Below are 26,001 nucleotides of genomic sequence, written 5' to 3'. Positions count from 1 at the left end.
CTACCAAGGTTGCCTATGGTCACCTGGTGGCAACTTGCAACCAGATATCTCGCACTCTCACCCTGCTCTTCGCGATCGCCGCCGGCGTCGCGGTCGCCAACGTCTACCTCGCCCAGCCGCTCCTGGTCACCATGGGCCACGACCTCGGCCTCGCGCCCGGCACGGTCGGCGTCGTGGTCACCCTCACCCAGGTCGGCTACGGGTTCGGCCTGTTCCTGCTCGTCCCACTGGGCGACCTGATCGACCGCCGCCGCCTGATCGTGGGTCAATTCGCGCTGCTCGCGGTCGCGTTGGTCGCCGTCGGGACGGCCCGGGGGGCCGCCCCGCTGTTCCTGGCGATGATCGCGGTCGGCCTGCTCGCCGTGGTCACCCAGGCGGTGGTCGCGTACGCGGCCTCGCTCGCCGCCCCCGCCGAACGAGGTCGTGTGGTCGGCGCGGTCACCAGCGGCGTGGTCGTCGGCATCCTGCTCGCCCGCACCGTCTCGGGCGTGCTGGCCGACCTCGCGGGCTGGCGCGCGGTGTACCTGTGCTCGGCCGCGCTGACCCTGGTCCTGGCGGCGACCCTGTACCGCGTACTCCCGAGGCGGCGCGCCGGCGCTGCCCCTCTGTCGTACCGCAGGCTGCTCGGCTCGACCGTGCGGCTGTTCGTCGAGGAACCGGTCTTCCGCGTCCGGGCCGGCTTCGCCCTGCTGGTCTTCGCCGCGTTCAGCACCCTCTGGAGCAGCATCGCGCTGCCGCTGAGCGAACCTCCGCTGTCCCTGTCGCACACCGCGATCGGCGCGTTCGGTCTGGCCGGCGCGGCCGGCGCACTGGGCGCGATCCCCGCCGGGCGGCTGGGCGACCTCGGCCACGCACACCGGGTCACCGGGATCGCGCTGGTGTTGCTGACCGTGTCCTGGCTGCCGCTCGCCTTCACCCGTCAGTCGTTGTGGGCCCTGGTGGTGGGCACGATCGTGCTCGACCTCGCCGTCCAGGCGGTACACGTGACCAATCAGAGCCTGATCTACCCGCTCCGTCCGGACGCCGGCAGCCGGCTGATCGGCGGCTACATGATCTTCTACTCGATCGGCAGCGCGGGCGGCGCGATCGCCTCGACCACGCTGTACGCGGCGGCGGGCTGGACCGCCGTCTGCCTGCTCGGCGCGGGCTTCGGCGCGCTCGCGCTGCTGCTGTGGGCATGGGATCCGACGCGACGCGGCCGGCCCGCGCCGGGCGGCGCGTAAGCCTGCCCTCCGTCGCGTCGACGGTTTCGGCGACGGGGCGCCGACCTGCACGAACGTGAACGGCCGAACGGCCGAACCCGGGCCCGGCCGGCGGGCCCCGGGCGGGGTCCGCCGGCCGGGCGTCGCCGGCTCACGCGTCGAAGGAGTCCCTGCGGGTGCGCGGGCGCTTGCGCGCCGCCGGGATGGGCTGCGGCGCCGCGCCCTCGACCACCGTGTTGGCCACCGTACCGATGCCCTCGACCGTCAGCGAAACCGTGTCGCCCGGGCGCAGCGACGGCAACTCGCTTCCCCGGCCCCACAGTTCGCCCAGGCAACCACCGTTGCCGCAGGTGCCGGTGCCGAGCACGTCGCCGGGCCGGATCCAGGTGCCGCGCGAGGCGTAGGCAACCAGTTCGGCGGGCGGCCAGCCCATGTTGACCAGCGAGTCCCGACCGATCTCGACACCGTTGACCGAGGCGCGCATGGCCAGGTCCAGGAAGCCGTCCGTGTCCCGGTACTCCTCGAACTCGTCCGCCGTCACCAGCCACGGGCCGAGCGTGGTCGCGGTGTCCTTGCCCTTGCACGGGCCGAGGCCGACCCGCATCTCCCGGGACTGGAGGTCGCGGGCCGACCAGTCGTTGAAGATGGTGTAGCCGATGATGTGTTCGCCCGCCTGATCCACCGTCAGGTCCCGACCCGCCCGGCCGATCACGATGCCGACCTCCAGTTCGAAGTCGAGCACGGCCGACCCCGGCGGCATCGGGACCGGGTCGTTCGGGCCGATGATCGCGTACGGGTTGGTGAAGTAGAAGGTGGGCAGCTCGTACCACTCCGGGACCACGACCGCGCCCGGCCCCTGCACGGTGATCATGGCTCCTTCGACGTGCTCCTCGAACGCCACGAAGTCGCGGACCGTGGGCGGCTGGAGCGGCGGCAACAGGCGTACGTCGGCAAGCGCGACCGAGGCACCGGCCAGGGCCTGCTGGCCCGCCGCGCGCAGGGCCTCGGCACCACGCTCGATCAGGCCGAGCAGAGTCTCTCCGGCCGGCAGCGGATGTACCGCGTCCTCGCCCGACACCACTCCGGAGTGGATCGAGCCATTCAGGTCGAAGGTCGCGAACTTCACGATTGGTGCTCCTTGTTCCGGTACGTGCCGAGGACCGGCGACGATGCGTCGGTATCGCTAAATGATCACATCGGCGCCGGCCGATCCACGCCCCGACCTCGGCGAACGGCGTCAGGTCAGCAGCCGCGCACCGGTCTTCGCGCGCACCTCGTCCTCGGTCACCCCGGGGGCGGTCTCGACCAGGAGCAGACCACGATCGGTCACGTCGAGCACCGCGAGGTCGGTGATGATCCGCCGCACGCAACGCTTTCCGGTGAGCGGCAGGGAGCATTCGTCGACGATCTTGTGCTCGCCCTTCCTGGTCACGTGCTCCATCAGCACGATCACCCGACGGGCGCCGTGCACGAGGTCCATCGCGCCGCCCATGCCTTTGATCATGCTGCCGGGGACGGTCCAGTTCGCCAGGTCGCCGACCACGCTGACCTGCATCGCGCCCAGGATGGCGGTGTCGATGTGGCCGCCTCGGATCATCCCGAAGGAGAGCGCCGAGTCGAAGTAGGAGGCGCCGGGCAGGACCGTGACGGTCTCCTTGCCGGCGTTGATCAGGTCCGGGTCGACCGCGTCCTCGGTCGGGTACGGCCCCACCCCGAGCAGCCCGTTCTCCGAGTGCAGCACGACGTGTACGCCGGCCGGGATGTGGTTGGGCACGAGGGTGGGCAGGCCGATCCCGAGGTTGACGTAGGAGCCGTCGATCAGCTCGGCCGCGGCCCGCGCGGCCATCTCGTCCCTGGTCAGGGCCATCAGTCGCGCACCGTTCCGCGCACCGCCGGCGCGCCGTTCGTGGTCTTCTTCTCGATCGGCTTCTCGGCGACCTGGGCGGGGGTCAGCGCCACCACACGCTGGACGAACACCCCGGGCAGGTGTATCGCGTCGGGATCGAGCTCGCCCGGCTCGACCAGTTCCTCGACCTCGGCGACGGTGATCCGACCGGCCATCGCCGCGAGCGGGTTGAAGTTGCGCGCCGACTTGTCGAACACCAGGTTTCCGTGCCGGTCGCCGCGGGCCGCCCGGACCAGGGCGAAGTCGGTGGTGATGGCCTCCTCCAGGACGTACTCGACGCCGTCGAAGACGCGGACCTCCTTGCGCGGCGAGGCCACCGATACGTTGCCTTCGGCGTCGTAGCGCCACGGGAGTCCGCCCTCGGCCACCTGCGTCCCGACCCCGGCCGGCGTGTAGAACGCCGGGATCCCACAACCACCGGCCCGCAACCGCTCGGCCAGCGTGCCCTGAGGGGTCAGCTCCAGCTCCAGTTCCCCGGAGAGGTACTGCCGGGCGAACTCCTTGTTCTCCCCCACGTAGCTACCGGTCGCCCGAGCGATCCTCCCGGCATGCAACAGGATGCCGAGCCCCCACCGGTCGACCCCGCAGTTGTTCGAAACCACCCTCAGCCCGGCGGCCCCCTGCGCATGCAGGGCACCGATCAACACCGAAGGAATCCCACAGAGCCCAAACCCCCCAACGGCAACCGAGGCCCCGTCCCACACATCCGAAACCGCCTCAGCAGCCGCCCCGACCACCTTGTCCACACCATCTCCATTCACCACCCCGCCCCCCGGACGCTAACCCCACCTCCCCCAACCCCAAACGGCCCCCTTCCACTCACCGGAAGCCCGAAGGCAGGCAACAGCCGAGCGAAACACGCCGGGAACCCGAAGCCGCACACAACAACGCCGACCGGGCCAAAATCTCAGCCCGGCCGGCGTTCGAGGCCACTCTCGGCCGAAGGCCGGACAGATTCAGCCCGGCCGGCGCCTGAGGCCGGCCAGGCCGCCAGGCCGGCCAACCACACCTACGCGTAGCACGACAGCGGCTTGCCCCCGTTGAACGTCACCATGTCCCCGAGCGCCGCGTAGACATCGATCGCCCCCGCCCGCTCCACCCCGCCCAACTCCGCGTAGGCCCGGTGCAGGTTGCCCACGATCCGCTCCGAGTCGGACAGCGCCGCGTACTCGCCCAGATCCGTCTCCCGCGCCACGCTCAACGGGTCCAGACCCGCGTCGAGGCCCTTGCGCGCGGTCTCCAGCACGAACTCGGTGTACCCGATGGCGTAGTCGATCTGGTCCGGACCGCACACCTCGCCGTGCCCGGGGACCAGCGTCGTCGCGCCCAACTCCTTTACCTTCTCCAGCACTTCGAGGTAGCCGGCGGGCGAACCCATCAGCAGGAACGGAGTGCCGCCGTTGAAGATCAGGTCGCCCGTGTACAGGACACTCTGCTCCTCCAGCCACACCACCGAGTCGTTCGAGGTGTGCGCGGCACCGAAGTGCCGGACCTGGGCCCGCAGATCGCCCGCGTACACGGTGACGCCCTCGGTGAAGGTGAGGAACGGCGGCACCGCCCGCACGCCGCCCCAGCCGACGCCCGGCCAGATCGACTCGACCTCCATGATCCCGAGGTTCAGTATCTCGGTCCGGGTCTTCTCGTGCGCGACGATCGTGGCCGTCTCGAACAGGTAGTTCCCATTCGTGTGGTCCCCGTGGTGGTGCGTGTTGATCAGCGTGCGCACCGGTGCGTCGGTGTGCTTGGCGATCGTCTCCTGGAAGGTCCGGGTGCGGGCCTCGGTGGCGCAGCCGTCGATCGCGACGACGCCCTCCGGACCGACCAGGAACCCGGTGTTGTTGATCCACCAGGTGCCGTCCGGCTGGATGTACGCGTACGCTCCGTCGGCCACCTCCTGGACGCGAGGCGGATCCATCCGGCCGTGATCGTGCTGCGACGTGCTCATCGATACTCCCGATCGACTGGGGGTGTGCGTTGACGTGCTTACACCGCCGACCGCCCTCCGCGCAGCCTGACGCACCGTCAGTTGCCGCGTCCGGGAGGGCTTGTCCCGGGATGTCCCGGGCCCGATCGGCGATTTGCGGTCAGTTGACCACGCGTCCGGTGAACGCGGCGAGCCGGTCCGCGGCCGGCGCGTCCGGGTCGACCGGCTGCTCGGGGCCGAACGCGCGGCCCTCGCCGCGGGCGGCGTCCGGAAGCGTCTGCCGCATACGCTCGAGCAGTTCCCCGGCGAGTTCGGGGTCCAGGTCGCTCGGCCGGCCCAGCGCCCGGGCCAGGTCCCACGCGTGCACGAAGATGTCGCCGGTGGCCATGCCGAGCAGGAAGCCGCCGGTCCGCTCGCCGAACGGGGTCTTGATGGCGGCGGCGACCCGCTCCGGGGTGAAGGTCGCGATCATCGTCTCGACCGCCGCCTCGAAGTCCTCGCGGGGGTCCTCGGAGACCGGCTCGTTCGGCCCGGTCAGCGCCGACGCCAGGCCGCGCTGCGCGCCGGTCGTATGCGCCAGCAGGGCCCGGACGTCCCATTCCGAACACGGACAGGGCAGGGTCAACTCCGCGTCGCCGACCTCGGCCAGCAGCAGGCGGAAGCTCTCGACGGCGCGCCGGTACTGGGTGATCTGGTCCACGAAGGCTCCTCGGGGGTGACGCCGCGCCCACGCGGCGTGATGTCCGGGTGACGGGAGACGAGCAGCGGACAGGCTACGCCCAGGCCCCGAGGCCGCGATACGTCGCGGTTGGGGAATGATGACGCCCGCACGAATGTTTCGTCTCGGGTGCGTCCGGCACCGGAACCGCCGGTACAGCCGATCCGCGCCCGTCCCGTACACCGCCCGAACTTCCCGCGTCCCGACACGCCGTCGCGGCCCGACGCCGCGCGCCGACCCCGGGCCCCGATCCGGAAGGCTGGAGAGCAAGTGAAGGTCGAGATCTACAGCGATATCGCGTGCCCGTGGTGCTACGTCGGCAAGCGGCGCTTCGAGCGCGCGTTGGCCGTGTTCCCCGGCGGCGAGGACGTCGAGGTCACGTACCGCCCGTACGAACTGGACCCGAGCACGCCCACGACACCGGCCCCGCTGCGCGAGCGGCTGGCGAAGAAGTTCGGCGCGGCCAACCTGGACACGATGAACGCCCGGCTCGCCGAGATCGGCGCGGGCGAGGGCATCACCTTCGACTTCGCCAACGCACTGGCCGTGAACACGCTGACCGCGCACCGGCTGTTGCGGCACGCGCTGACCGAGTACGGCCCGGCGGCCCAGGCCGCGCTCAAGGACCGGCTGCTCGCCGCGTACTTCACCGAGGGCGAGAACGTCGCCGACCACGCCCGCCTGACCGAGTTCGCGGTCGAGGCCGGCCTGGATCGTGATCGGGTGCTCGCCTACCTGGCCTCCGACGAGGGTGTCGCCGAGGTGCGGCGGGAGATCGACGAGGCGCGGGAGATCGGCGTCACGGCGGTGCCGACGTTCGTCTTCGAGGGCACGTGGGCGGTGCAGGGCGCGGAGGAGTCCGCCACCTTCCTCCGGGTGCTGGGACAGGTGCGGGAGGGGATGCGCGAGCGCGACGGCTCGTCGTCCGCCCCGGAGTCGGCCGCCGGCGACGCGTGCGCCGACGGCTCCTGCGCGGTGTGAGCACGCTGGGGGAACGGGCCGAAACGCCGTCCGTCGCGCGGTTGCGTCGCGCACGGTTCGCGGCCCTGTTCGTCTTCTTCGCGTTCAGCGCCGCGGTGGCCGACTTCCTGGCCCGGATCCCCCAGTTCAAGGAGGATCTGGACCTGGACGACGCCCAGTTGGGCCTGGCCCTGCTCGGCTCGCCGGTGGGCGCGCTGGTGGCGGTGCAACTCGCGGGCACCGCCGCCGGGCGCTGGGGCAGCAGACGCGTCGCCCGGGTGTCGGTGATCGGCGGCTGCCTGTCCCTGCTGCTGCCGGCGTTCGCGTGGGACCTGCCCTCGCTCGCGGTCGGGCTGCTGGTCCTGGGTGGCCTGATGGGCTTCACCGACGTCGCGGCCAACGCCCAGGGCGTGGCGATCGAACAGCGGTTGCGCCGCCCGATCATGAACAGCCTGCACGGCGGCTACAGCCTGGGCGGCCTGTTCGGGGCCCTGATCGGCTCCGGCGCGGCGGCGCTGGGCATCACCCCCAGGGTGCACCTGTCGATCATGGCCGGCGTACTGGCGGTCGCGGTGTGGGCGGGTTCGCGGGCACTTCTGGGTCCCGCGGACGACCCCCATGTCCGCGAGCCGGTACGCGCGCCGGAGACCACCGCCGACGCGGACCGCGCACCCGCCCGGACCGAGGGCGGCCTGGGCCGACTGCTCGCGGGCTACCGCGCGGTGGTCCTGCTCGCGCTGATCGGCCTGTGCTCCTTCGTCGGCGAGGGCGCGGTCGCCGACTGGAGCGGGGTGCACCTGCGCGAAACGCTGGACAGTTCGGCGGGCGTCGCGGGCCTCGGCTTCGCGGGGATGTCCGTGGCCATGGCGGCCGGCCGCTTCGCGGGCGACCACGTGGTGGAACGCTTCGGCCCGGTGCGCGTGTTGCGCGTGGGCGCGCTGATCGCCGCAGTGGGCATGACGATCGCGCTGGTCACCCCCTGGCCGGCGATATCGGTGCTCGGCTTCACCCTGTTCGGCATCGGCGTGGCCCCGGTCGCCCCGGTGACGTTCAGCGCGGCCGGCAACACCCCCGGGGTTCCGGCGGCATGGGCCATCTCCCGGGTGACCGGCATCGCGTACATCGGCCTGCTGGCCGGCCCTCCGGTGATCGGTTTCATCGCCCACCACACCAGCCTGACCACGGCCCTGGCCATCCCGGCGGTACTCGTGGCCGTCATCGCCCTCACCGCGGGAGCGGTCCGCCGCTGAGCGGGAGTTCGGTGCCGAACCGGGGCAAGTCGTGCCCGAACGGGACAGGTTCGGCGCCGAATCGCCGTCGGCCGGGCGGCGTTCCGGGGCCGGACCGGCGTGCCTCGGGCGGCCCCGGCGCAACACGACCGGCTGTCATGGAACTTGATCGATGTGGGCACAGGTCGACTAATAGCCGTGGACGCGGCCGACTCGGCGCTCTCGGACCACCCGACAGCCGACCCACGTCTCCACCCGACATGTGACTCTCCCAACCCCGTCGCGCCATCGAATCCACCCGGGCGGCTTCCGGCGACCCTCGCCACGCCGCCCCACCCGACCTCCGGATAAACGGAGCGCAACGATCCGGTATATCCCAACGAATGGTTGGCAAACGGGCATCACTTCCCGGGTGTAGAAATCAGGATATAGACCTGTGACAACCGACGCCCGGCCCCAAATCGTTCGATATCGTGACCCGTGTTGCCATGACGCACAATCCGTTTTGCTTCGCATAGTTAACTTACGTGTGTCAACATTCGGCACCGTATGCGGGTCGGCGTGCGTATTACCCACCGGCAACTGCGAGCACACGTGCGAATGCCGCTAGGCTCTGCCCGTCGTGCACGGAATAGGACGCGATCCGCGTCACCGAAAAGGCAAGACCGGAAAGTGCGAATCATCGGGAAAATGACGTACTTGACAAGCGGAATAATTGACTCCGCATCCCTGGCTCTCTCCCCCGCCCCCTCCTCCCTCCGGGCGCCGATCGGGTGGTGGACAAACTGAACATCACTCGCAAACTCGTCCTGCTCGTCGCCGTGCCGCTCACCGTGATGGTGGGTTCGGCGGGCCTCGCCGTGTCCACCACGACCGGCGAAGCCCTGGACGCGAATCGTCTGCGCTCGCTGACCAAGGTGTCCGCCGAGGCGGGCGAACTCGCGCACCGGCTGCAGAGCGAACGCGCCGCGGCCACCGCAGTGTTGTGGCCCGACCCCGGCGCGCTGGCGGCGTACCACCAGCGCACCGCCGCGACGGACGAGAGCGCCGCGCGCTACCGCAAGCTGCGCAAGGACCTCGGCTCGGTCCCGGGCAACACGAAGGAACGGTTGCGCAAGCTGGACGCGGGCCTGACCGACCTGGTGGCGCTGCGCAAACAGGTCCAGGAGCCCAAGGGCACCTCGCTGACCGCCGTCGTCTTCCGCTACCGCATCCTGATCGCCGCCACGCTCGACTACCGCGACAGCGTGGCCCAGGCAGGCGGCGCCGGTCCCGACAACTCGGACCGACTGCGCGCGGCGGCGGCACTGTCGCACGCCACCGAATGGCTCGGCCAGCAACAGAGCGCGGTGCTGCGTGCGTTGGCCGCCAAGACGCTGTCGCCGGCCCAACAGCAGGACATCCTGACCACCCGCACCGGCTACGACGAGAGCGAGTCGTCGTTCGAGTCGCTCGCCGACGCCGACTGGATCCCCTGGCTGGAACAGGCCCAGACCGGGCCCGAGATCCAGGCCGTGCACCTCCTCGAGGACGCCGTCTCGCGGATCCGCGTGGACAGCTCCGTCTTCATCTCGCAGGTCGAGTGGACCAAGGCGACCAACGAGCGCATCGCCAAGATGAGCGATGTGGAGCGCAAGGTCGACGCCTCCGTGCTGTCCTCGGTCACCGACGAGCGCGACTCCCGCCGCTGGTGGGCGATCGGCCAGGGTGGCGCGGTGCTGCTCGCACTGATCGCCGCCGTGCTGCTCGTGCTGCGCCTCGGCCGGCCGATGACCCGTGAGCTGGTGCGTCTGCGCGACACCGCGCACGACGTGGCCTACACCGGTCTGCCGGAGGCGGTCGCCAAGCTCCAGCAGGGTCGTTCCCTCGACGGCGCGACCGCCGAGGAGATGGCCGAACGCGCCGGTACCCCGATCGAGGTGCGCGGCAAGGACGAGATCGCCGAGGTCAGCTCGGCGTTCAACACCATGTTCACCTCCGCGGTCAAGATCGCCGCCGAACAGGCGGTCCTGCGCGCCGGTATCGCGACCGTGCTGGTCGCCCTCGCCCGCCGCAACCAGCGTCTGACCGACGGTCTGGTCAAGGTCCTGGACGAGGCCGAGGCACACGAGCAGGACCCGGACCGGCTCAAGCGGCTGTACTCGCTGGACCACCTGGTCCAGCGAATGGGCCGCAACAACACCAGTCTGCTCGTGCTCGGCGGCGAGGGCACCGCGCGCGTGCGCGAGGACGCCCTGCTCCTGGACGTGGCGCGCGCGGCGGTCGGCCGGATCGAACGGTTCACCCGGGTCGACCCCGGCGCGGTGGACCCGCGCATCCTGATCGCCGGTCGAGCCCGCGACGACGTCGCGCACCTGCTCGCCGAACTCATGGACAACGCGACCAAGTTCAGCCGCCCGGAGACCTGGGTGGTGCTCCAGGCGAACCGGCGCGGCGACGGCGCGGTGCTGACCGTGACCGACAGCGGCGTGGGCATCACCCCCGAGCGACTGGCCGCGTTCAACGAACGCCTGTCCTCGCCGGCCCAGTTGGACGTGCACGCGGTACGCACGATGGGTCTGACCGTGGCCGGGCACCTCGCCTCGCGCTACGGCATCACCATCACCCTGGCGCCCGGACCCCAGGGCGGCACGGTCGCCGAGGTGGATCTGCCCGAGACGATCGTGGTCTTCCGCGATCGCCCCGGCCGGCACCGCGCGGGCGCGCCGAAGAACGAGGCGCCGGCGCTGCCGAAGCCGACTCCCACGCGCGCGATCGACAGCGGCGTACGTGCCGGCGGTCACCCCGATCCCGGTCCGTTCGAGCCCGTGCAGAACGTGTTCACGCCGGTCAAGCCGCAACCGGTCAGCGACGCGAGCGCTCCGGGACCGCAGGTACCCGCGCCCTCGGGCCTGCGCTTCACCGGCTCCCGGCCGCCCGCTCCGGCGGCACCCACCCCGCCGACGCTCGCCCCGCCGATACGCACGCCGGCGAACCCGGCGGCACCGGCGAACCCGGGCACACCGGTCGGCCCGGCGAACCCGGCACTCCCGGGGACCCCGGCGACACCGGACCGGTCCGCCGGACGCGGGGCCGAATCCCTGCCCCCGCGTTTGACTCCGGAACCCTCCGAGTCCGGCCGCACCACCAACAAGGGCCTGCCGCTGCGCGTACGCCGGGACACCCCGACCGTGCACCCCGGCACGCCCCCCGCGCCCGCCGCGCCGCTGGTCGGCTCGGCCGGGGCACCCGCCCGGGCGAACCCCACGACGCCGGACCGCCGAGACGCCCGCCAGGTGTCCGCGGCGATGTCGGCCTTCGCCCAGGGCATCGGGCACAGCCGGGCCCGACGCGCCCCCTCGCCCCGTCCCGACGGCGGCGAACCGGATCCCAAGGAGAGATCGTGACCCACCCCACCGCAGCCGATCTCAGCTGGCTGCTCAACGATTTCGCCACCCGGGTGCCCGATGTGCTGCACGCCGTCGCGGTCTCCGCGGACGGCCTCGTGGTGGCCAACACCAGCACGCTGCCGCAGGACCGCGCCGACCAGCTCGGCGCGGTCGCGTCCGGCCTGGTCAGCCTTCTGGCCGGTGCCGCACGGCTGTTCGGCACCGACCCGGTGGCCAGCAACCTGACCGAGATGAACGGTGCGTTCATGTTCTCGATGCAGGTCAGCGACGGTGCGTCGCTGCTCGTGCTGGCCTCGCGCGAGTGCGACATCGGCCAGGTCTCGTTCGAGATGGCCGAGTTGATCAACCAGGTCGGCCCGGCCCTGACCCCCGCGGCACGGGAGCGCTTCCTGCACGTGCAGCGCGGCGCGCTGAGCTGACCGATACATCCCCGCGTCCCTCCCGACGCGACCCATCCCATCGATCGACCGCTGTACCCGTCCGAACCCTGGAGCACGTCATGACCCCGGCAAGTCCCATATCCCGTCGCTCGTTCCGCGTCTCCGCCGCGGGACTGCTCGCCGGCGCGCTCGCGTTCACCGCCGCGTGCAGCGGCAGCGCGGCCGACGACAAGAAGGGCGGCTCGTCCTCGGGCACGCTCAAGATCGGCCTGACGATCCCGCTCACCGGTGTGTACGCGGCGCTCGGACCGGACCTGCAGAACGGCTTCCAGACCTACCTGGACCAGCACGGCGGCAAGCTGGGCGGGCACAAGGTCGAGCTCGTGATCACCGACGAGGGCGACGGTCCGCAGACCTCGGTGCCCTCGGTGACCAAGCTGATCAAGCAGGACAAGGTCACCGCGGTGGTGGGTCTGTCCAACGCCGCCACGGTGGCGGCCAACGTGGACCTCGTGAACGACAACAAGGTGCCGATGATCGGCGCCGTCGGCCGCCCCGGCGAGATCAAGCGGCAGGACTACGTCTGGCACACCAGCTACCTCTCCGAGGAGCCGGGTGTGGCGGCGGCGCCGTACATCAAGGAGGCCGTGCAGGGTCCGGTCTACGCGATCGGCCCGGAGTACCAGGGTGGGTTCGACCAGCTGCGCGGCTTCACCGAGACGTTCGACAAGCTCGGCGGCAAGCTGGCCAACCCGGACGGCAAGACCAAGTGGACGCCGTTCCCGGCGACCACCAACTTCCAGCCGTACTTCAACGAGATCAAGAACTCGGGCGCCAAGGCGGTCTACACGTTCTACGCGGGCACCGCCGCGGTGAACTTCGTCAAGCAGTACAAGCAGTCCGACATCAAGGACATCCCGCTGTACGCGGCGGGCTTCCTGACCGAGGGCGCGGTGCTCGGCGCCGAGGGCGACGCGGCCAAGGGCGTGTTCACCTCGCTCAACTACACGCCCACGCTGGACATTCCGGCCAACCGTTCGTTCGTCGCGGCCTACCAGGCGAAGTACAACACGCTGCCGACGATGATGTCGGCCACGATGTACGACGCGGCCGCCGTGCTGGACAAGGCGATCGCCGCCGCCGGCGACAAGGTCACCCCGGAGGCGGTCAACGCCCAGATCGCCAACACCGGCAAGGTGGACAGCCCGCGCGGTCCCTGGGAGTTCAACACCAAGTCGCACGCCCCGGTGCAGAAGTGGTACCTGCGTGAGGTCAAGCAGGACGGCACCGCGCTGAGCAACGTGATGGTCCGCGAACTCGGCACCCTGGGCTGACGGCGGATCGGGAGCGAAAGGGAGCGTGCCGTGGGCTGGTTCGACGACAATTTCATTCCGGCCCTGGACGGAGTGGCCTACGGGTTGCTGCTGTTCGTCGTGGCCGCGGGCCTGACTCTGGCCTTCGGTTCGGGCGGGGTCCTCAACCTCGCGCACGGCACGCTCTACGCGTTCGCCGCCTACACCGCCACCGAGGTCGCCGACGGCTCGTGGCTGGGCCTGGTGCTCGCGGTGTTGGCGGGAATCGCCGCGGGCGCGGCCGGCGGCGGGGTGCTCGCGGTGATGACCGCGCCGATCGCCGGCAGAGGACACATGGCGCAGGCCATGTTGACCTTCGGCGTCGCCCTGGTCGGCGGCGACCTGCTGATGACCGTGTTCGGCAAGGAAGACCCGCAGGTCTCGGTGCCGAGCGCGCTGGAGAAGCCGGTATCGATCCTGGGCCACAACTACCCGGGCTACCGGCTGGCGTTCATCGTGGTCGCCGTCGCGCTCGGCGCGGGGGGCTGGTACGTGCTGGCCCGCACCCGGATCGGCGCGGCCGTGCGCGCCTCCGTGGACGACCCCGAGATGCTCGCGGCCAGCGGCATCTCGCCTGCCCGGGTGCGCTCGGGCGTACTGATCGCGGCCGGCGCGCTGGCCGGTCTCGCGGGCGGTCTGGGCGCGCCGATCATCGGCCCGTCCACGTCGGTGGCCAACACCGTGCTGTTGCAGTCCCTGCTGGTCGTGGTGATCGGCGGCCTCGGCTCGGTCGGCGGCGCGTTGCTCGCCGCGATCCTGGTCGGCGAGGTGCAGACCCTCGGGGTCACGCTGATGCCCGACTTCGCGCCGTATCTGATGTACGCCACGATGGCCGTGATGCTGATCGCGCGGACCGCGCGCTTCGGCCCGACGGGGAGCCGAGTATGACCACCCTTGCAACGGCCGTCCTGCGCGCGCGGACCGCGCTGCACTCGCCGCGCGGGATCCTGGCCGGTCGCATCCTGGCCGTCGCGGCGATCGTGTGGCTGGTCGCGGCGCCGTACATGGTCGACCTCTTCACCATCATCCTGCTGTCCCAGGCGCTGTCCCTGGGCCTGCTCGCGGTCAGCGTGGCGGTGCTCGGCGGCGGCGCCGGGCTGCCCTCGCTCGGCCAGGTCGCGCCGTACGCGGTCGGCGGCTACACGGCGGCGATCCTGGCCGACCACGGCATGCGGATCGGCGTCGTCCACACCCTGGTGGCAGCCGCGGCGGGCGCCCTGTTCAACGCGCTCACCGCACCGATCGTGGTCCGCACACGCGGCGTCACGGTCCTGATGATCACGCTGGCCGTCGGCGAGCTGGTGCGCACCGCCGCGGAGAAGTGGAAGTCGGTCACCGGCGGTACCGACGGCAAGTCCGGCATCCCGCCGATCGAGCCGTTCTGGGGCATGGGCGACCTCGCCGACGACGTGGACACCTACTGGTACGTACTGCTCACCACCCTCGTGGTGATCGCCCTCACCGCGCTCGTGCTGCGCTCGCCGGCCGGGCTGCTGCTCGACGGTGCGCGCGAGAACGAGATCCGGATGCGCGCGACGGGCCACCCGGTGACCGGCTATCTCACCGTCACCTACATCGGGGTCGGCGCCATCGCGGGTGTCGCGGGCGCCCTGTTGATCTCGATCCAGCGCTACATCTCCCCCTCGCACATCGGCTTCGACACGTCCTCGCTGGTGCTGCTCGCGGTGGTCATCGGCGGCGGCGCGTCGCTGGTGGGCGCGATGATCGGCGCGGCGCTGATCGTGTTCACCCGGGACTGGCTGTCCGGTCCGTGGCCGGGGCACGGGCCGCTGCTGCTCGGCCTGCTGTTCCTGATCGCGGTGTACACGCTGCCGGGCGGGCTGGCCGGAGTGGTCGCGGGCGGGCCGCGCGCGGCGTGGCGAAGTCTGGCCAAGGCGATCCGGCCGGAGGGGAAGTCCGCGGAGGCGGACGAGCCGGCGGGGAGCGAGCCGGGCGCGGGCGAACCGGACGCGGGCAAGCCGGACCTCGCCAAGAAGGCGGCGGACGCGAGCGCCGAAGTCGCCCCCGCCCCCGACGCGTTGCTCACCATCACCGGTCTGACCCGGCGCTACGGCGCGCTGGCCGCGGTGGACGGTCTCGACCTGACCGTGCGTCGCGGCGCCCGGCACGCGCTGCTCGGTCCCAACGGCGCGGGCAAGTCGACCGTGCTGGCGATGATCGCGGGCGCGAACCCGGTCACCTCGGGCAGCATCGTCTTCGACGGTCGCGACATCACCGACCTGGCCCCGGCCCGGCGCTCCCGCCTGGGCATCGCCCGCGCGTTCCAACAGCCGGCGGTGGTGCCCTCGTTGTCGGTCCTGGACAACGTGACGCTGGCCGCCTGGCGACACGCCCGGCGCGGTGGCATCGCGTGGCGCCCGGCCCGCTACCGCGCCCTCGCGGGCGAGGCGGCGAGCCATCTGGAGACGGTCGGCCTGACCGCGCGCGCCGACGAGATCGCCGGCGAACTCTCGCACGGCTCCCGCCGGTTGCTGGACATCGCGATGGCGCTCGCGGGGCATCCGAAGCTGCTGCTCCTGGACGAGCCGGCCGCGGGTCTGACCGACACCGACATCGAGTTGCTGGCCGACGTGCTCAAGGCACTGCCCGCCGAGGTGACCATGGTCCTGGTCGAGCACAACTTCGCGCTGGTGCGTGAAGTCACCGACACCGTCACGGTGTTGGCCTCGGGGCAACTGCTCGCCACCGGCACGCCGGACGAGATCGCCGAGGACCGGGCGGTGCGCGACACCTATCTGGGCGCGTCCGAGCCCGAGCACCAGGAAGTGGGCTGACATCGTGCTGGAGATCGGCGAACTGACGGCGGGTTACCAGGGCGGCTCGGTGCTGCACGGGGTCGACCTGAGCGTGCCCGAGGGCACCGTGCACGCGCTCCTGGGCGCCAACGGGGCGGGCAAGTCCACCCTGATCCATACCGTCGCGGGCCTGCTCAAACCCTCCGGCGGAAAGGTCGAACTGGCCGGCGTCGACCTCACCGGGCGCCCGGCACACCGGGTCTCGCACGCGGGCATCGGCCTGGTGCCGCAGGGCCGGCGGGTGTTCGCGAGCCTGACCGTGGCCGAGCATCTGCGCCTCGCCCACCGCAAGCACGCCGCGTGGACGCCCGCGCGGGTGTTGGAACTGCTGCCGCGACTGGGCGAGCGGGCGGGCAACCGCGGCTCGCAACTCTCCGGCGGGGAACAGCAGATGCTGGCCATCGCCCGGGCACTGCTCGGTGGTCCGCGGCTGATCCTGCTCGACGAGCCGACGGAGGGCCTGTCCCCCGTGATCGCCGAGCAGATCCGGCAACTGATCACCACCCTCGCCGGCGAGGGCCTGACGATCCTGATCGCGGCGCCGCAACTGGGCTTCGTCCAGGGCATCGCGGACCGGCTGACCGTGCTGTCCACGGGCCGGGTCACCGCCCGGATGACCGCCGCCGAGGCGGCGGCCGACCCGGAGCCGATCCTCGCCGCGCTGGCCCCGGGTGTGGCCCACGTGGGCTGAACCACATCGCGCCGGTCGGGATCACCCCGACCGGCGCCCAGCCCTGTCTCACAGGTCCACGCGTCGGATCTCCAGCGTGGTCCAGGCACCCACGTGCACCCGGTCGCCGTCCTTCAGGTGTACCGGGTCGCGGCGGACCCGGTCGTAACCGGAGTTGATGGTGGTCCCGTTGGCCGACCCGAGATCCATCACCTCCCACGTCCCGTCCCCGCAGCGCAGCAACATCGCATGCCGACGCGAGACGCCCGGGTCGGCGATCGGGATCTCGGGCGGAGCGGAGCTGGTGCCGGTGTTGCGCCGGCCGATCCGCATCGACTCGCCGGTCAACTCCAGCGTCCACGGCTCCTGTTCGTGCGGGAAGTGCATGTTGTGCGCGTCCGGCCCGTCCCATTCGAGCACCCGCAGGAAGTAGTCGTGATCGGGCACGACGCGCACGGTCCACAGGGTGCGGGTGGCTGTCGGCGACCGCCCGCCCGGCTCGTCGTCCGGCTCCGTGGGCGTCTCGTTCACGATGGGCCTGTCGACGATCGCCGTCGAGGGGTTCTCGTGCCCGCAGCCCTCACAGAACTGGTCGTCGGGCGTGTACTCGGTGGCACAGATCCGACAGATCAGCGTGCCCGGGGGCGGCTGTTCGGCGCGCCAGTCACCGCCGCCGGGCCGCTGCGGATCCTCCGCGACGGTCATGGTGCGCCCGCACTCGTCGCAGTAGTCCGCGGCGGTGGACTGATGGCCGACCGGACAGATGTGCATGAGCGGACCTCCTTCCTGTTCCCCTACCCGACCCGACATTGCCGAGCGGCGACACTCAGTCCCTGGTGGGCGGTCCGACGCGGGCGGTCTTGTGCGACTCGACGTCGATGATCATCATGCCCTCCTCGTCGTTGCGCAGCCGGCTGGTGCCGTCGGCCTCGACCTCGACGACCCGGCGGAGCAGCTTCGCGGTGTGCTCGTCGCCCGCCTCGTCGGCCAGTTCGAGAGCCTGGACCAGGCGTGCGGTCGCGGTGGTCTCGTCCCCCTTCCCGCGCGCCTCCAAGCCTTCCTGGACGGCCTTGGCCAGCTTCTCCCGGCCGGTGACCTTGGCGACCTCGGAGTTGATCCGGGTGGACAGTTCCTCGTCGTCGGTCCACTGCGCGAAGACGCCGGCCTTGGCCAGTTCCAGGCCGCCCGAGCCGTCCGGCAGGACCACCGAGACCTGACACGGCCGGCGCTTGCCGCCCGGGTTGACCTCGTCCGGCTCGACCTCGAGGCAGATGTGGTAGTGCTTGCTCTCGCCGCCCCACGAACCGGTCGGGTAGTCACCGGCGTTCGGTCCGACGTCGGTACGCCGGTCGGTCAGGTCGTCGATCACCGGGTAGGTCTGCTTGACGTACTTCACCCGCGCGTTGTTGATCGTCCGCACGCGCAGGGCCACGTCGGCCACGGCCTTGCCCATCGCGTTCTCCATCATCCTGGTGAAGTCCGCGACCAGGTCGGCCGGTTCGCTCACCAGGCCGATGTCGCCGAGCAGCGCGTTGGAGATCTTGCGCACCTCGTCCACCCGCCAGTCCAGGCCGATGCCGCGGCAGTCGCAGACGAACACGCCCTCACAGTAGGCGATCGCCTCGGCCAGGTCCTGCTCGCGCTCGCTCTCGTTCTTGCCGTCGGTGAGCAGGATCGCGTGCCGGATCGCGTCGCGGTGCGGTTCGAGCAGCCGACGGGCCATCAGCAACCACTGGCCCATGGCGGTGCCGCCGCGCGCGCGGAGCTTGTCCACCTCGCGCTTGGCCTCCTTGCGGCTGCGGTCGTCGGCCGGTACCAGCACCTCGTCGAAGGGATAGACCATCGACGCCATGCCGGTCCCGGAGACCACCGCGAACAGCGTGCCGTCGCGCAGCGTGTCGATCGCCGCCTTGGTGGCCTGCTTGGCCGCCTTGAGCTTGCTGGAGGGGAAGTCCATCGAGCCCGAGGTGTCCACCATGATCACCTCGGCGCCGCGCCTGGCCGAGGCCAAACCCGTCGGCAGTCCGGAAGCCTTGATGTGCGCCACGGCGTGGACCTCGTGTCCACCCATCGGCAGGTAGGCGTTCTGGTTGATCTCGATGGTGAATTCGGGGGCGCCTGACATGAATCCGACTCCTTCGCGTCTCGGGTCAGTCGTGGAGGGGGCCGCGCGCGGCGTCCCCGGGCGGGAGGTACGGGATGAGGGCGACGGTGATGTTGTCCGCGCCGCCCTGGTCCAGGGCGAACCCGGTGAGCAACCGGGCCGCGGCCAACGGCTGTTCCAGCGCGTCCGGGAGAACCATCGCGGCCAGCGTCGGCGCCACCGAGAGGTAGTTCCACAACCCGTCGCTGCACAGCAGCAGCACACCGGGCCCGGAAGGGCGCACGCTGGTCACTCGGGGCCGCACCTCGCCGGCGTCGGCGCCGAGCCAGGACACGATCGCGTGCGCGCGCCGATCCGCGTACGCCTCGGCCTCGGTCATCGCGCCGAGCGCGATCATCCGGGTCGCCCACGAGTCGTCCTCGGTCAGCAGCGCGGAGGGGGTACGCCGGCCCTGCTCGTCGTCGGCCCCGTCCGACTCGCCGACCGCCCCGCGGGGCAGCGTGCTCGCGCCGGGCAGCGTGTCGTCGCCGTCCGCCGGGTCGTCGGCCCCGCTGCCCGGGTCGGCCAGCCAGTAGGCGCGGCTGTCACCCACCCAGCCCACGGTGATCTCACCGGGTGCCATGATCGCCGAGACCAGGGTGCACGCGGGCGCGTTGCCCTGGTCCTCGGTGCCGGGCATCCGGGCCACCGCGCTCGCGGCGGCGGCCACCCCGGCGCTGGTGGCCTTGGCCGGCGCGCATCCTTCGATCAGGGTGGCCGCCATCGTCGCGCACGCGGTCGTGGCGGCGGTCGCCGACGCCTCGTCGGGCCGCGGCGAGGAGGACACCCCGTCGCAGACCACCGCCACCACCCGCTTGCTGCCGTCCGGCATCTCGAACGCCCGCAGCGCCGCGGAGTCCTCGTTGCGCCGGTGGCGCAGGCCCCGGTTGCTCACCATCGCGACCAGGCCGCTCAGGTCGCTCTCCACGTGGTCGCGCGGGTTGAACGGCCGCCCGCACGCCTCGCACCAGCCGTCCGAGCCGATGGTGGCGGTGCCACAGGCGGAGCAAACCGGTCCGTGTCCGCTGGGCGTGGGTACCCGCCGCGGCGGCGGACGTTCGGCCACCGGGGTCGGGGGGATGTCCAGGTCGTAGCCGCACGACTCGCAGTAGCGGTCGTCGGCGTCGCCGGGCAGACCGCAGGACGGACACCCGTCGGGGACGGCCGTCGCGGGCGGCTCGGGCGGCGGGGCGGCCTCGCCCCCGTTCGGGGCGCCCCCGAGCCCGGTCGCGTCCAGTCGTCCATATCCAGCCACTCTGATCACACCCACGTCCACGGTCGCACTTCGTTCGCCCGGTCGACGAGCGCGATGCGCTCCGCATGCGTCGTCACATGCCGGGCCAGATCGCGGTAACACTTTTCCAGGGCGAACCGCAGAGGCTTTTCCTTCAACTCGCTGCCGAGCACCCTCGCGGTTCCATCCGCGCCCCCGACGCCCGAATTTCCCCCGTTCGCACCCGCCTTCACCCACTCCAGGGCCGTCTCCAACAACTCCACGGCGAGCCGGTCGTGCGCCTCGCCCTCCAGCCGCAGCGCCCCGAGCCGATCGGACGCGGTGGTCAGGTCCGGCCCCAGCGGCTCGGCCGCGGCCCGACCGCTGATCCGGGTGCGCAACGCCGCGGTCTGCGCGGCGACATGGTTGGCCGAGGTGTCCGGCACGCTCTCCAGGATGCGGACCGCGCCCGCCCGGTCGCCGGTCGCGAGCAGGCAGCGGGCCAGGCCGAAGGCGGCCGAGACGTACGCGTGGTCGGTCGACCAGACGCCGCGATACTCGGCGGCGGCCTCCTGGTGACGGTCCATCAGCTCGCGGCAGGCGCCCAGCGCGATCCGCGGTGCGGGCTCGCCGGGCAGCGCGCCCCGCACGCCGTCGAAGAACTCGTGGGCGCGCGGGAGATCGTGCTGGGACAGCGCGGCCAGCCCCTCGAACCAGGGCAGTCGCCAGTCGTCGGCGTCGATGTCGGCCAAAAACGCCCGGGCCCGCACCACGTCGCCCTGTTCGATGCACATCCGGACCAGGCGCAGCGTGCCCTCGGCCGAGGAGATGCCCGCGGCGGTGAGCGCGGAGAGCAGTTCGTCGGGGTCGGTGGTGGCGACCGTGGCCAGCAGGTTGGCGGCCGGGTCGAGAGGGTCGACCCGCGGCACCGGCAACGCGCCCGCGATGACCGCGGGATCGGGCGCGGGCGCGAGCAGGCCCGGTTCGGTGTTGCGCGCGGCCACCTCGGCGTGCACCACCCGCGTCTCCGGCCCGAACAGGCCGGACACGCCCGGGCGCGGCTCGCCGGAGCGGATCGCGACCACCTCGCGCAGCACCGCGACGCACTGCTCGGCCATGTCCGCCGCGGAGGCGAAGCGCTGCTCCGGGTCGGGGTGTGTGGCCCGCAGCAACAGGCGGTGGTAGGACTCGAATTCGGTGAACAGCGGCACCTCGGCGGCGGGCGGCAGGGAGGCCTTGTACTTGCGGGTGTAACCGGCGAAGTAGAAGCTGAGCACCGCCATCGTGCGACCGATGGTGAACAGGTCGGACTCCACCGACGGTTCGGCCCGCACGGTCTCGATCTCGGGTGCCTGGTAGCCGACCGTGCCGTAGGTGAACTTGCCCGGCCGGGCCAGGTCGGTGACCGCGCCGAGGTCGATCAGCTTGAGCTGGTCCTCGGTCTGGATCACGTTGTCCGGCTTGAAGTCGCAGTAGACCAGGTTCTGTTGGTGCAGGTAGCCGAACGCGGGCAGGATGTCGATCGCGTAGGCGAGGACCTGCTCGACCGGCAGCACGGCCTTCGGGTCGACCTCGCGCATCTGCTTCAGCCGGTCCATCAGCGACAGGCCGCCGACGTACTCCATCACCAGGTAGGTCTCGTCCTGGCCGGTGAGCGGGTCGGGGTGCTGCACGACGGTCTGGATGTGCACGATGTTGGCGTGCTGGATCTGGGTGAGGATGCGCTGTTCGGCCAGGGCCGCGGCACGCGAGTCGGGGTCGTCGCTGCCGAGCAGGCCCTTGAGCACGACCCACATGTTGTGCGCGGCGGTGTCCTGGGCGAGGTAGACCCAGCCGAAGCCGCCGCGGGCGAGGCAGCCGATGATCCGGTACTGGCCGACCATGTCGTCGCGCTGGAGCTTGGGCGCGAAGGAGAACGGCGTGCGGTCGCGCGGGCAGAAGCCGTTGGCCACCCCGGGTCGGCCGCCGCGCCCGCGCCCGACGGGCTGTTCGCACTTACGGCAGAAGCGCTTCTCCTCCGGGATGACCGGATTGCGGGCCAGCGCGCTCTCGGGGTTGCGGCGCGGCACGTTCGGCATCTCGACCAGACCGCCGCCAAGGCGTCGACTGGTCCCGGTGCTGCCGCGTCGCGAACTGCGCCCGGAGGCGCTGCGCGAGGAGGACGAACCGGCGGTGCCGGCCGTGCCGGACGTACCGGAGGTGCCCGCCGCCCCGGAGACCCCGGACCGCCCCGTCCTCGGGTCGGGTACCGGCGCGCCGGTCGGCAGCGGCTCGTTGCCGCAGGTGTCGCAGAAGCCGTCGTCGATCTCGCCCGGGCAAGGCGGGCGATTGCACTTGATCATCTCTGGTCCCCCTTGTCGTCCGGACGATCCTTGCGTTGCGCGGCGATGACCGCCTCCTGATAGCGGGTCACCACCCGTACCGCCACGTCGAGTTCACACGGTGCTCGCCACAACAGCTCCTTGGCGTGGTCGTACAGCGACTCGAGCACGGCCTCCTCGCCGTGTCCGCCGCGCGCGGCCATCGCCCGGTAGGACTGCACGAGACCGCGCAGTTCGTCCCGCCGGGCCAGTGGCGCGTCGATGTGCCCGCGGGTGGCGGCCAGTCGGTCCCGGGCACCCTGCGCGTCGTTCTCCAGGGCGCTCAACTCGCGCGAGACGCGCACCCAGTCGCCCTGTGTGCCGAGCCCGAAGACGCCGGTCAATCGTTCCCGCAGGGTGGCGGCGCGCAGCGGTACCTCCGGTACCCGCTTGTCGCTGATCCGGGTCAGCACATGCGCCCGCCGCCGGATCGTGTCGCCCTCCTGGTAGTCCAACTCCTCCAGCACGCCCCCGAGTCGCCGGACCCGCTCCTCGAAGCGAGCCCGGACGATGGTCAGGTGCCGCACCTCGTCGGCGATCCGGCGCAGTTCCGCGTCCAGGGCGTCGACGTCCACGCCGCCGATGCGCCGGTCGTCGCCGGCGGTGAGCGCCAGCGGGTCGCTCGCCACCAGGCTACGGGCCGTCTCCAGGCGGCGGCGGACCCCGTCCAGGGCGGCGGTCTGCTCCGGCATCGTGTCGGGGCCGCCGAGTTCGGCGATCCCGGCCTCGGCGGCGGCGATGCCCGCGTCGACCCGGTCCAGGGTGGGCACCAGGCGGGTCCAGACCGCGTCCGCGGCCTCCACGACCGCGGTGGCCTCGCTCCAGGCCGGCGCCATGTCGGCGACCAGTTCGCCCAGGCTCATCCGGTGTACGTGCATGGCCGGGTCGAGCAGGCCGCGCTGCCCGATCGGCACGTCACGCGCGGCGAGTTCGGCGGATTGTCCGAGCAGCAGGAAGGACAGCTCCTCCAGCTCGGGCCGTTGCGGCCTGCCGCGCCGTCCGCGCAACGTCCGGGCCCGGTCCAGGACCGCGCCGTACGCCTCGCGGTGTCCCCACAGCAGGGCGATCGCCCGGCGGCCGACCTCCCAGCGCTCGGCGGTGCGGCCGGTCAGCGTGCCGCCTTCGAGCAGTTGCCGGCCCGGGTGGCTCTCCAGCTCCATCAGGCCGGCGGTAATGCCGTCGTACTCGCCTTCGTGACGCACGATCAACTCGTCGATCTCGTCGCGACCGAGCACGCGAGGGGCTCGGTTCACGGGGCGTCCCGGTATTCGGCCTCGGGCGGCGCGGGCGTGTCGGCCCCGAGCGAGGTGCCCAGATACTCCCGGTACAGCTCGCCCCATCGTCCGTTGCGGCGCAGTTGTTCGAGCACCGCGTTGACGAACCGGACGAAGTCGCCGCGGTTCTTGGCGATCGCCATGCCGTACGGCTCGAAGGTGAGCTTGTCGCCGACCACGACGGTGAAGACGTGGTCCTGTGCCTGGAGTCCGGCCAGGATCGTGTCGTCGGTGGTGACCGCGTCGGCCCGGCCCTGCTGGAGCAGGACCAGGCAGCCCGCCCAGGTGTCGCCCTCGATCACGTTCACCTGCGGGGCCTGTCGGCGCAGCATGCCGATCGAGGTGGAGCCGGGCACCGAGCACACCCGCATGCCGCGCGGCAGGGCGGCCAGTCCGCCCGAGTAGTCGGCGCGGTCGGCGGTGCCGTCGCGTTGCACCAGCAGTCGCTGGCCGGCGCGGAAGTAGACGGAGGAGAACTCGACGCTCTGCCGACGCTCGCAGTTGATCGTCATGGTCTCCGCGACGATGTCCACGTCACCGCGCGCGATCGCCACCGTGCGGTCCTCGTTGCGCACCACCCGGAACTGGATGCGGTTGGGACCGGCGTCGCCGAAGATCGCCTTGGCCACCTCGCGGAGCAGGTCGATGTCGAAGCCCCGCAGCGTGTTGCTCCTGGGGTCGACGAAGCCGAACGGGAAGCTGCTCTGGTCGATGCCGGCGATCAGGAAGCCGCGTTTGCGCAGGGTGTCCATGGTGCTGCCGGCGGGCAGCGCGGTGGGGGCGGGCAGCGAGCCGGCCGGGCGCAGGCTGGCCAGCACGTTCGGGCAGGAGGTGTCCGGCCCCGGTGGGGCCTCGGCGGGTGCGCGCGGCGCACCGGCGGGGGGCGCGGCCGGGCGGGCGTGGTCGCGCTCGGCCGACCCGGCGCCGCACCCGGCGACGGTCAGCGCGAGGGCGCACACCAGTGCGGGCAGGGCGATGCGGGTGCTCATGGCCGGTTGTACCTCCCGACCTCGCGACGGACGCCGTCCACGGTCGCGGCGGCGGCGATCAGGGCCAGGACGCCCATGCCGACGCCGAGGCCGCCGAGCGCGTCGCGGCCCTGGCGGACCGAGCGGGCGAAGTCGCCCTGGTCCTCGGTGACCGCGGCGGCCAGCGCCTCGTCGATCCGGGTGAAGGCCGTGCGCGACGCGCCGTCGGCCTTGGTCACCTTGGCGACGGCCTGTTCGAACTGGCCGTTGCCGTAGAGCGTGATGACGTCGTCGTGGGCCTTCTTCCAGTCGGCGGCGGCGGCCCGCGCGGCCTTGACCTTGGCGAGCGTGGTGGCGTCGGAGCGGGCGACCCGCTCGGCGGTGGCCAGCATTCCGGTCACCGCGGGTCGACCGTCGCGCGCGTCGACGCCGACGAGCCTGCCCCACACCTCGTTGAAGTCGGCCTCGTACTGGCCGTTGTCGCTGCCGCGCATGACCAGGGTCAGGCTCTCGTCGCCGTGTGCTTGCAGGGTCAGGAAGCGGGCCTGGGCCAGCGTCTCGACCGGTCCCCAGCCGTCGCTGCGGCTGCGGTCGAGGTGGTCGCGCGAGTCGCCGGACGCCGCCCACAACCAGCCGATCGACACCAGGGTGGCCAGGCCCGCGATCAGCAGGCCGATGTTGATCCGGCGGTGGGTGCGCCGGGCGAAGAACCACAGCGCGCCGGCGCAGGCCGCGAGGGAGACCAGAAGCAGAGACAGCGGTGTCCACGGGGTCGAGGTCGCGTCGTGGTGGTCGCCCGCGAGGCGCTTTTCGGCGATGTCGTGCAGGGCGGTGGCGGCGGGCAGGATCTTGGCCCGCATCACGTTCTTGGAGGCCGAGCGCAGGTAGGCGGCGCCGACGGTGTTGCCCTGCCGGGTCTCCGCCCGGGCCCGCTCGACCAGGCGCGCGTATTCGGGCAACTGCACGCCGATGACCGCGAGTTTGTCGGCCACCTCGCCGGAGGCGCCCGCGGCGGTGGCCTCGATCAGCTTGCGCGACGCGGTCTCGATCGCCTGCTGGTAGCGCTCGCGCACGTCCGCCGATTCGACGCCGCCTTCGAGCAGTCCGGCCGCCGCGGTCGCGTCGGCGTCGGCGAGGGCCCGGTAGATGTCCTGGGTCTTGACCCCGAGCGGTTCGCTGCCGGTGGCCACCGCCTTGGCCGCGTCGGCGCGCCGGCCCACCTCGAGGACCGCGAACAGTCCGGCGAGCAGGCTGATCAGGACCAGCGCCACGCCCGTGACGAGCATCAGCCCCGGGGTGGTGTTGCCGACCCGAATCAGCCGGCCCACGGATATCCGGCGGGGTCGGAACGCACGGGGGGAACGGCCCGCCGCCCGTGCGGGCGTCCCCGGACCCGGTGCTTGCGAAATCGGAACGGCTGCCGCCAACGCCTTGCCTCCCCCACTGTCGCGTGTGCCCCCTGCCGGTCGACCCGACACACCCTGCCGTCTTCGTCGA

At 71.9% G+C, this 26,001-nt stretch carries 21 protein-coding genes; 9 read left to right on the top strand and 12 right to left on the bottom strand.

Annotated elements, in window-relative coordinates:
- The first annotated feature begins 26 nt into the window (after positions 1-26).
- The gene (locus tag ACMXN5_RS25045; RefSeq protein WP_439677083.1) at positions 27-1,223 is read left to right on the top strand and encodes an MFS transporter; all 1,197 of its coding nucleotides are present in this window, start codon (positions 27-29) and stop codon (positions 1,221-1,223) included.
- Positions 1,224-1,353: 130 nt separating this feature from the next.
- Here the strand turns inward: ACMXN5_RS25045 and ACMXN5_RS25040 are convergent, their stop codons facing one another.
- The 5 genes from ACMXN5_RS25040 to ACMXN5_RS25020 form a co-directional block, all read right to left on the bottom strand.
- A complete protein-coding gene (locus tag ACMXN5_RS25040; RefSeq protein WP_439677082.1) occupies positions 1,354-2,328 on the bottom strand; it encodes a fumarylacetoacetate hydrolase family protein in 975 nt (324 codons plus the stop codon).
- Positions 2,329-2,439: 111 nt separating this feature from the next.
- Complete coding sequence (locus ACMXN5_RS25035; protein ID WP_439677081.1) at positions 2,440-3,069, bottom strand: CoA transferase subunit B; 630 nt, start codon at positions 3,067-3,069, stop codon at positions 2,440-2,442.
- A complete protein-coding gene (locus ACMXN5_RS25030; protein WP_439677080.1) occupies positions 3,069-3,854 on the bottom strand; it encodes a CoA transferase subunit A in 786 nt (261 codons plus the stop codon). Before ACMXN5_RS25030 ends, ACMXN5_RS25035 begins: the two co-directional genes overlap by 1 nt.
- A gap of 263 nt (positions 3,855-4,117) precedes the next feature.
- Positions 4,118-5,053, bottom strand: a complete 936-nt coding sequence (locus ACMXN5_RS25025) for an MBL fold metallo-hydrolase (RefSeq protein ID WP_395791322.1) — start codon at positions 5,051-5,053, stop codon at positions 4,118-4,120.
- Positions 5,054-5,192: 139 nt separating this feature from the next.
- Positions 5,193-5,732, bottom strand: coding sequence for a TIGR03086 family metal-binding protein (locus ACMXN5_RS25020; RefSeq protein ID WP_439677079.1), 540 nt, complete (start codon positions 5,730-5,732; stop codon positions 5,193-5,195).
- A 288-nt stretch (positions 5,733-6,020) separates the two neighbouring features.
- Here ACMXN5_RS25020 and ACMXN5_RS25015 point away from each other — a divergent pair, with 288 nt between their 5' ends.
- The 8 genes from ACMXN5_RS25015 (at position 6,021) to ACMXN5_RS24980 (ending at position 16,567) form a co-directional block, all read left to right on the top strand.
- Positions 6,021-6,731: a DsbA family oxidoreductase gene (locus ACMXN5_RS25015; RefSeq protein WP_439677078.1), complete on the top strand. Its 711-nt coding sequence runs from the start codon at positions 6,021-6,023 to the stop codon at positions 6,729-6,731.
- The gene (locus ACMXN5_RS25010; RefSeq protein ID WP_439677077.1) at positions 6,728-7,960 is read left to right on the top strand and encodes an MFS transporter; all 1,233 of its coding nucleotides are present in this window, start codon (positions 6,728-6,730) and stop codon (positions 7,958-7,960) included. Before ACMXN5_RS25015 ends, ACMXN5_RS25010 begins: the two co-directional genes overlap by 4 nt.
- Positions 7,961-8,715: 755 nt before the next feature.
- Positions 8,716-11,325: a nitrate- and nitrite sensing domain-containing protein gene (locus ACMXN5_RS25005; RefSeq protein ID WP_439677076.1), complete on the top strand. Its 2,610-nt coding sequence runs from the start codon at positions 8,716-8,718 to the stop codon at positions 11,323-11,325.
- Positions 11,322-11,747 (top strand): roadblock/LC7 domain-containing protein, encoded by a 426-nt coding sequence (locus tag ACMXN5_RS25000; protein ID WP_078974825.1) that lies wholly within the window; start codon positions 11,322-11,324, stop codon positions 11,745-11,747. Before ACMXN5_RS25005 ends, ACMXN5_RS25000 begins: the two co-directional genes overlap by 4 nt.
- An 80-nt stretch (positions 11,748-11,827) precedes the next feature.
- Positions 11,828-13,042 carry an ABC transporter substrate-binding protein gene (locus ACMXN5_RS24995; protein ID WP_395791312.1) on the top strand — a complete coding sequence of 405 codons (1,215 nt, stop codon included), beginning with the start codon at positions 11,828-11,830 and terminating at the stop codon, positions 13,040-13,042.
- Positions 13,043-13,072: 30 nt separating this feature from the next.
- Positions 13,073-13,948 carry a branched-chain amino acid ABC transporter permease gene (locus tag ACMXN5_RS24990; protein ID WP_439677075.1) on the top strand — a complete coding sequence of 292 codons (876 nt, stop codon included), beginning with the start codon at positions 13,073-13,075 and terminating at the stop codon, positions 13,946-13,948.
- A complete protein-coding gene (locus ACMXN5_RS24985) occupies positions 13,945-15,855 on the top strand; it encodes a branched-chain amino acid ABC transporter ATP-binding protein/permease (protein WP_439677074.1) in 1,911 nt (636 codons plus the stop codon). The genes ACMXN5_RS24990 and ACMXN5_RS24985 overlap by 4 nt, the downstream gene beginning before the upstream one ends.
- 4 nt (positions 15,856-15,859) lie before the next feature.
- The gene (locus tag ACMXN5_RS24980) at positions 15,860-16,567 is read left to right on the top strand and encodes an ABC transporter ATP-binding protein (RefSeq protein ID WP_395791308.1); all 708 of its coding nucleotides are present in this window, start codon (positions 15,860-15,862) and stop codon (positions 16,565-16,567) included.
- A 48-nt stretch (positions 16,568-16,615) separates the two neighbouring features.
- On the opposite strand, the gene ACMXN5_RS24975 is transcribed toward ACMXN5_RS24980, so the two are convergent.
- The 7 genes from ACMXN5_RS24975 to ACMXN5_RS24945 are packed head-to-tail and all read right to left on the bottom strand — an operon-like array spanning position 16,616 to position 25,832.
- A complete protein-coding gene (locus tag ACMXN5_RS24975; protein ID WP_439677073.1) occupies positions 16,616-17,317 on the bottom strand; it encodes an FHA domain-containing protein in 702 nt (233 codons plus the stop codon).
- Between the two features lie 55 nt (positions 17,318-17,372).
- The gene (locus ACMXN5_RS24970) at positions 17,373-18,671 is read right to left on the bottom strand and encodes a VWA domain-containing protein (RefSeq protein WP_395791304.1); all 1,299 of its coding nucleotides are present in this window, start codon (positions 18,669-18,671) and stop codon (positions 17,373-17,375) included.
- A gap of 25 nt (positions 18,672-18,696) precedes the next feature.
- Positions 18,697-19,953, bottom strand: a complete 1,257-nt coding sequence (locus ACMXN5_RS24965) for a protein phosphatase 2C domain-containing protein (RefSeq protein WP_439677072.1) — start codon at positions 19,951-19,953, stop codon at positions 18,697-18,699.
- Entirely contained in the window at positions 19,950-22,244 is a 2,295-nt protein-coding gene (locus ACMXN5_RS24960; RefSeq protein WP_439677071.1) for a tetratricopeptide repeat protein, read from the bottom strand. The genes ACMXN5_RS24965 and ACMXN5_RS24960 overlap by 4 nt, the downstream gene beginning before the upstream one ends.
- Positions 22,241-23,515: a hypothetical protein gene (locus ACMXN5_RS24955; protein ID WP_439677070.1), complete on the bottom strand. Its 1,275-nt coding sequence runs from the start codon at positions 23,513-23,515 to the stop codon at positions 22,241-22,243. Before ACMXN5_RS24955 ends, ACMXN5_RS24960 begins: the two co-directional genes overlap by 4 nt.
- Complete coding sequence (locus ACMXN5_RS24950; RefSeq protein WP_439677069.1) at positions 23,512-24,525, bottom strand: glutamate ABC transporter substrate-binding protein; 1,014 nt, start codon at positions 24,523-24,525, stop codon at positions 23,512-23,514. The genes ACMXN5_RS24955 and ACMXN5_RS24950 overlap by 4 nt, the downstream gene beginning before the upstream one ends.
- Positions 24,522-25,832, bottom strand: coding sequence for a hypothetical protein (locus tag ACMXN5_RS24945; protein WP_439677068.1), 1,311 nt, complete (start codon positions 25,830-25,832; stop codon positions 24,522-24,524). The genes ACMXN5_RS24950 and ACMXN5_RS24945 overlap by 4 nt, the downstream gene beginning before the upstream one ends.
- Positions 25,833-26,001: the final 169 nt, after the last annotated feature.

This window comes from Embleya australiensis, assembly GCF_051903075.1.
Classification (GTDB): Bacteria; Actinomycetota; Actinomycetes; order Streptomycetales; family Streptomycetaceae; genus Embleya.
The sequence above is the reverse complement of the archived record's forward strand: the minus strand, read 5'-3'. Positions and strand labels throughout refer to the sequence as shown.

Coding starts and splice junctions, on each gene's coding strand:
- ACMXN5_RS25025 (WP_395791322.1), bottom strand. CDS start 5,053: ATGAGCACGTCGCAGCACGATCACGGCCGGATGGATCCGCCTCGCGTC.
- ACMXN5_RS25035 (WP_439677081.1), bottom strand. CDS start 3,069: ATGGCCCTGACCAGGGACGAGATGGCCGCGCGGGCCGCGGCCGAGCTG.
- ACMXN5_RS24995 (WP_395791312.1), top strand. CDS start 11,828: ATGACCCCGGCAAGTCCCATATCCCGTCGCTCGTTCCGCGTCTCCGCC.
- ACMXN5_RS24985 (WP_439677074.1), top strand. CDS start 13,945: ATGACCACCCTTGCAACGGCCGTCCTGCGCGCGCGGACCGCGCTGCAC.
- ACMXN5_RS24950 (WP_439677069.1), bottom strand. CDS start 24,525: ATGAGCACCCGCATCGCCCTGCCCGCACTGGTGTGCGCCCTCGCGCTG.
- ACMXN5_RS24960 (WP_439677071.1), bottom strand. CDS start 22,244: ATGATCAAGTGCAATCGCCCGCCTTGCCCGGGCGAGATCGACGACGGC.
- ACMXN5_RS24970 (WP_395791304.1), bottom strand. CDS start 18,671: ATGTCAGGCGCCCCCGAATTCACCATCGAGATCAACCAGAACGCCTAC.
- ACMXN5_RS24975 (WP_439677073.1), bottom strand. CDS start 17,317: ATGCACATCTGTCCGGTCGGCCATCAGTCCACCGCCGCGGACTACTGC.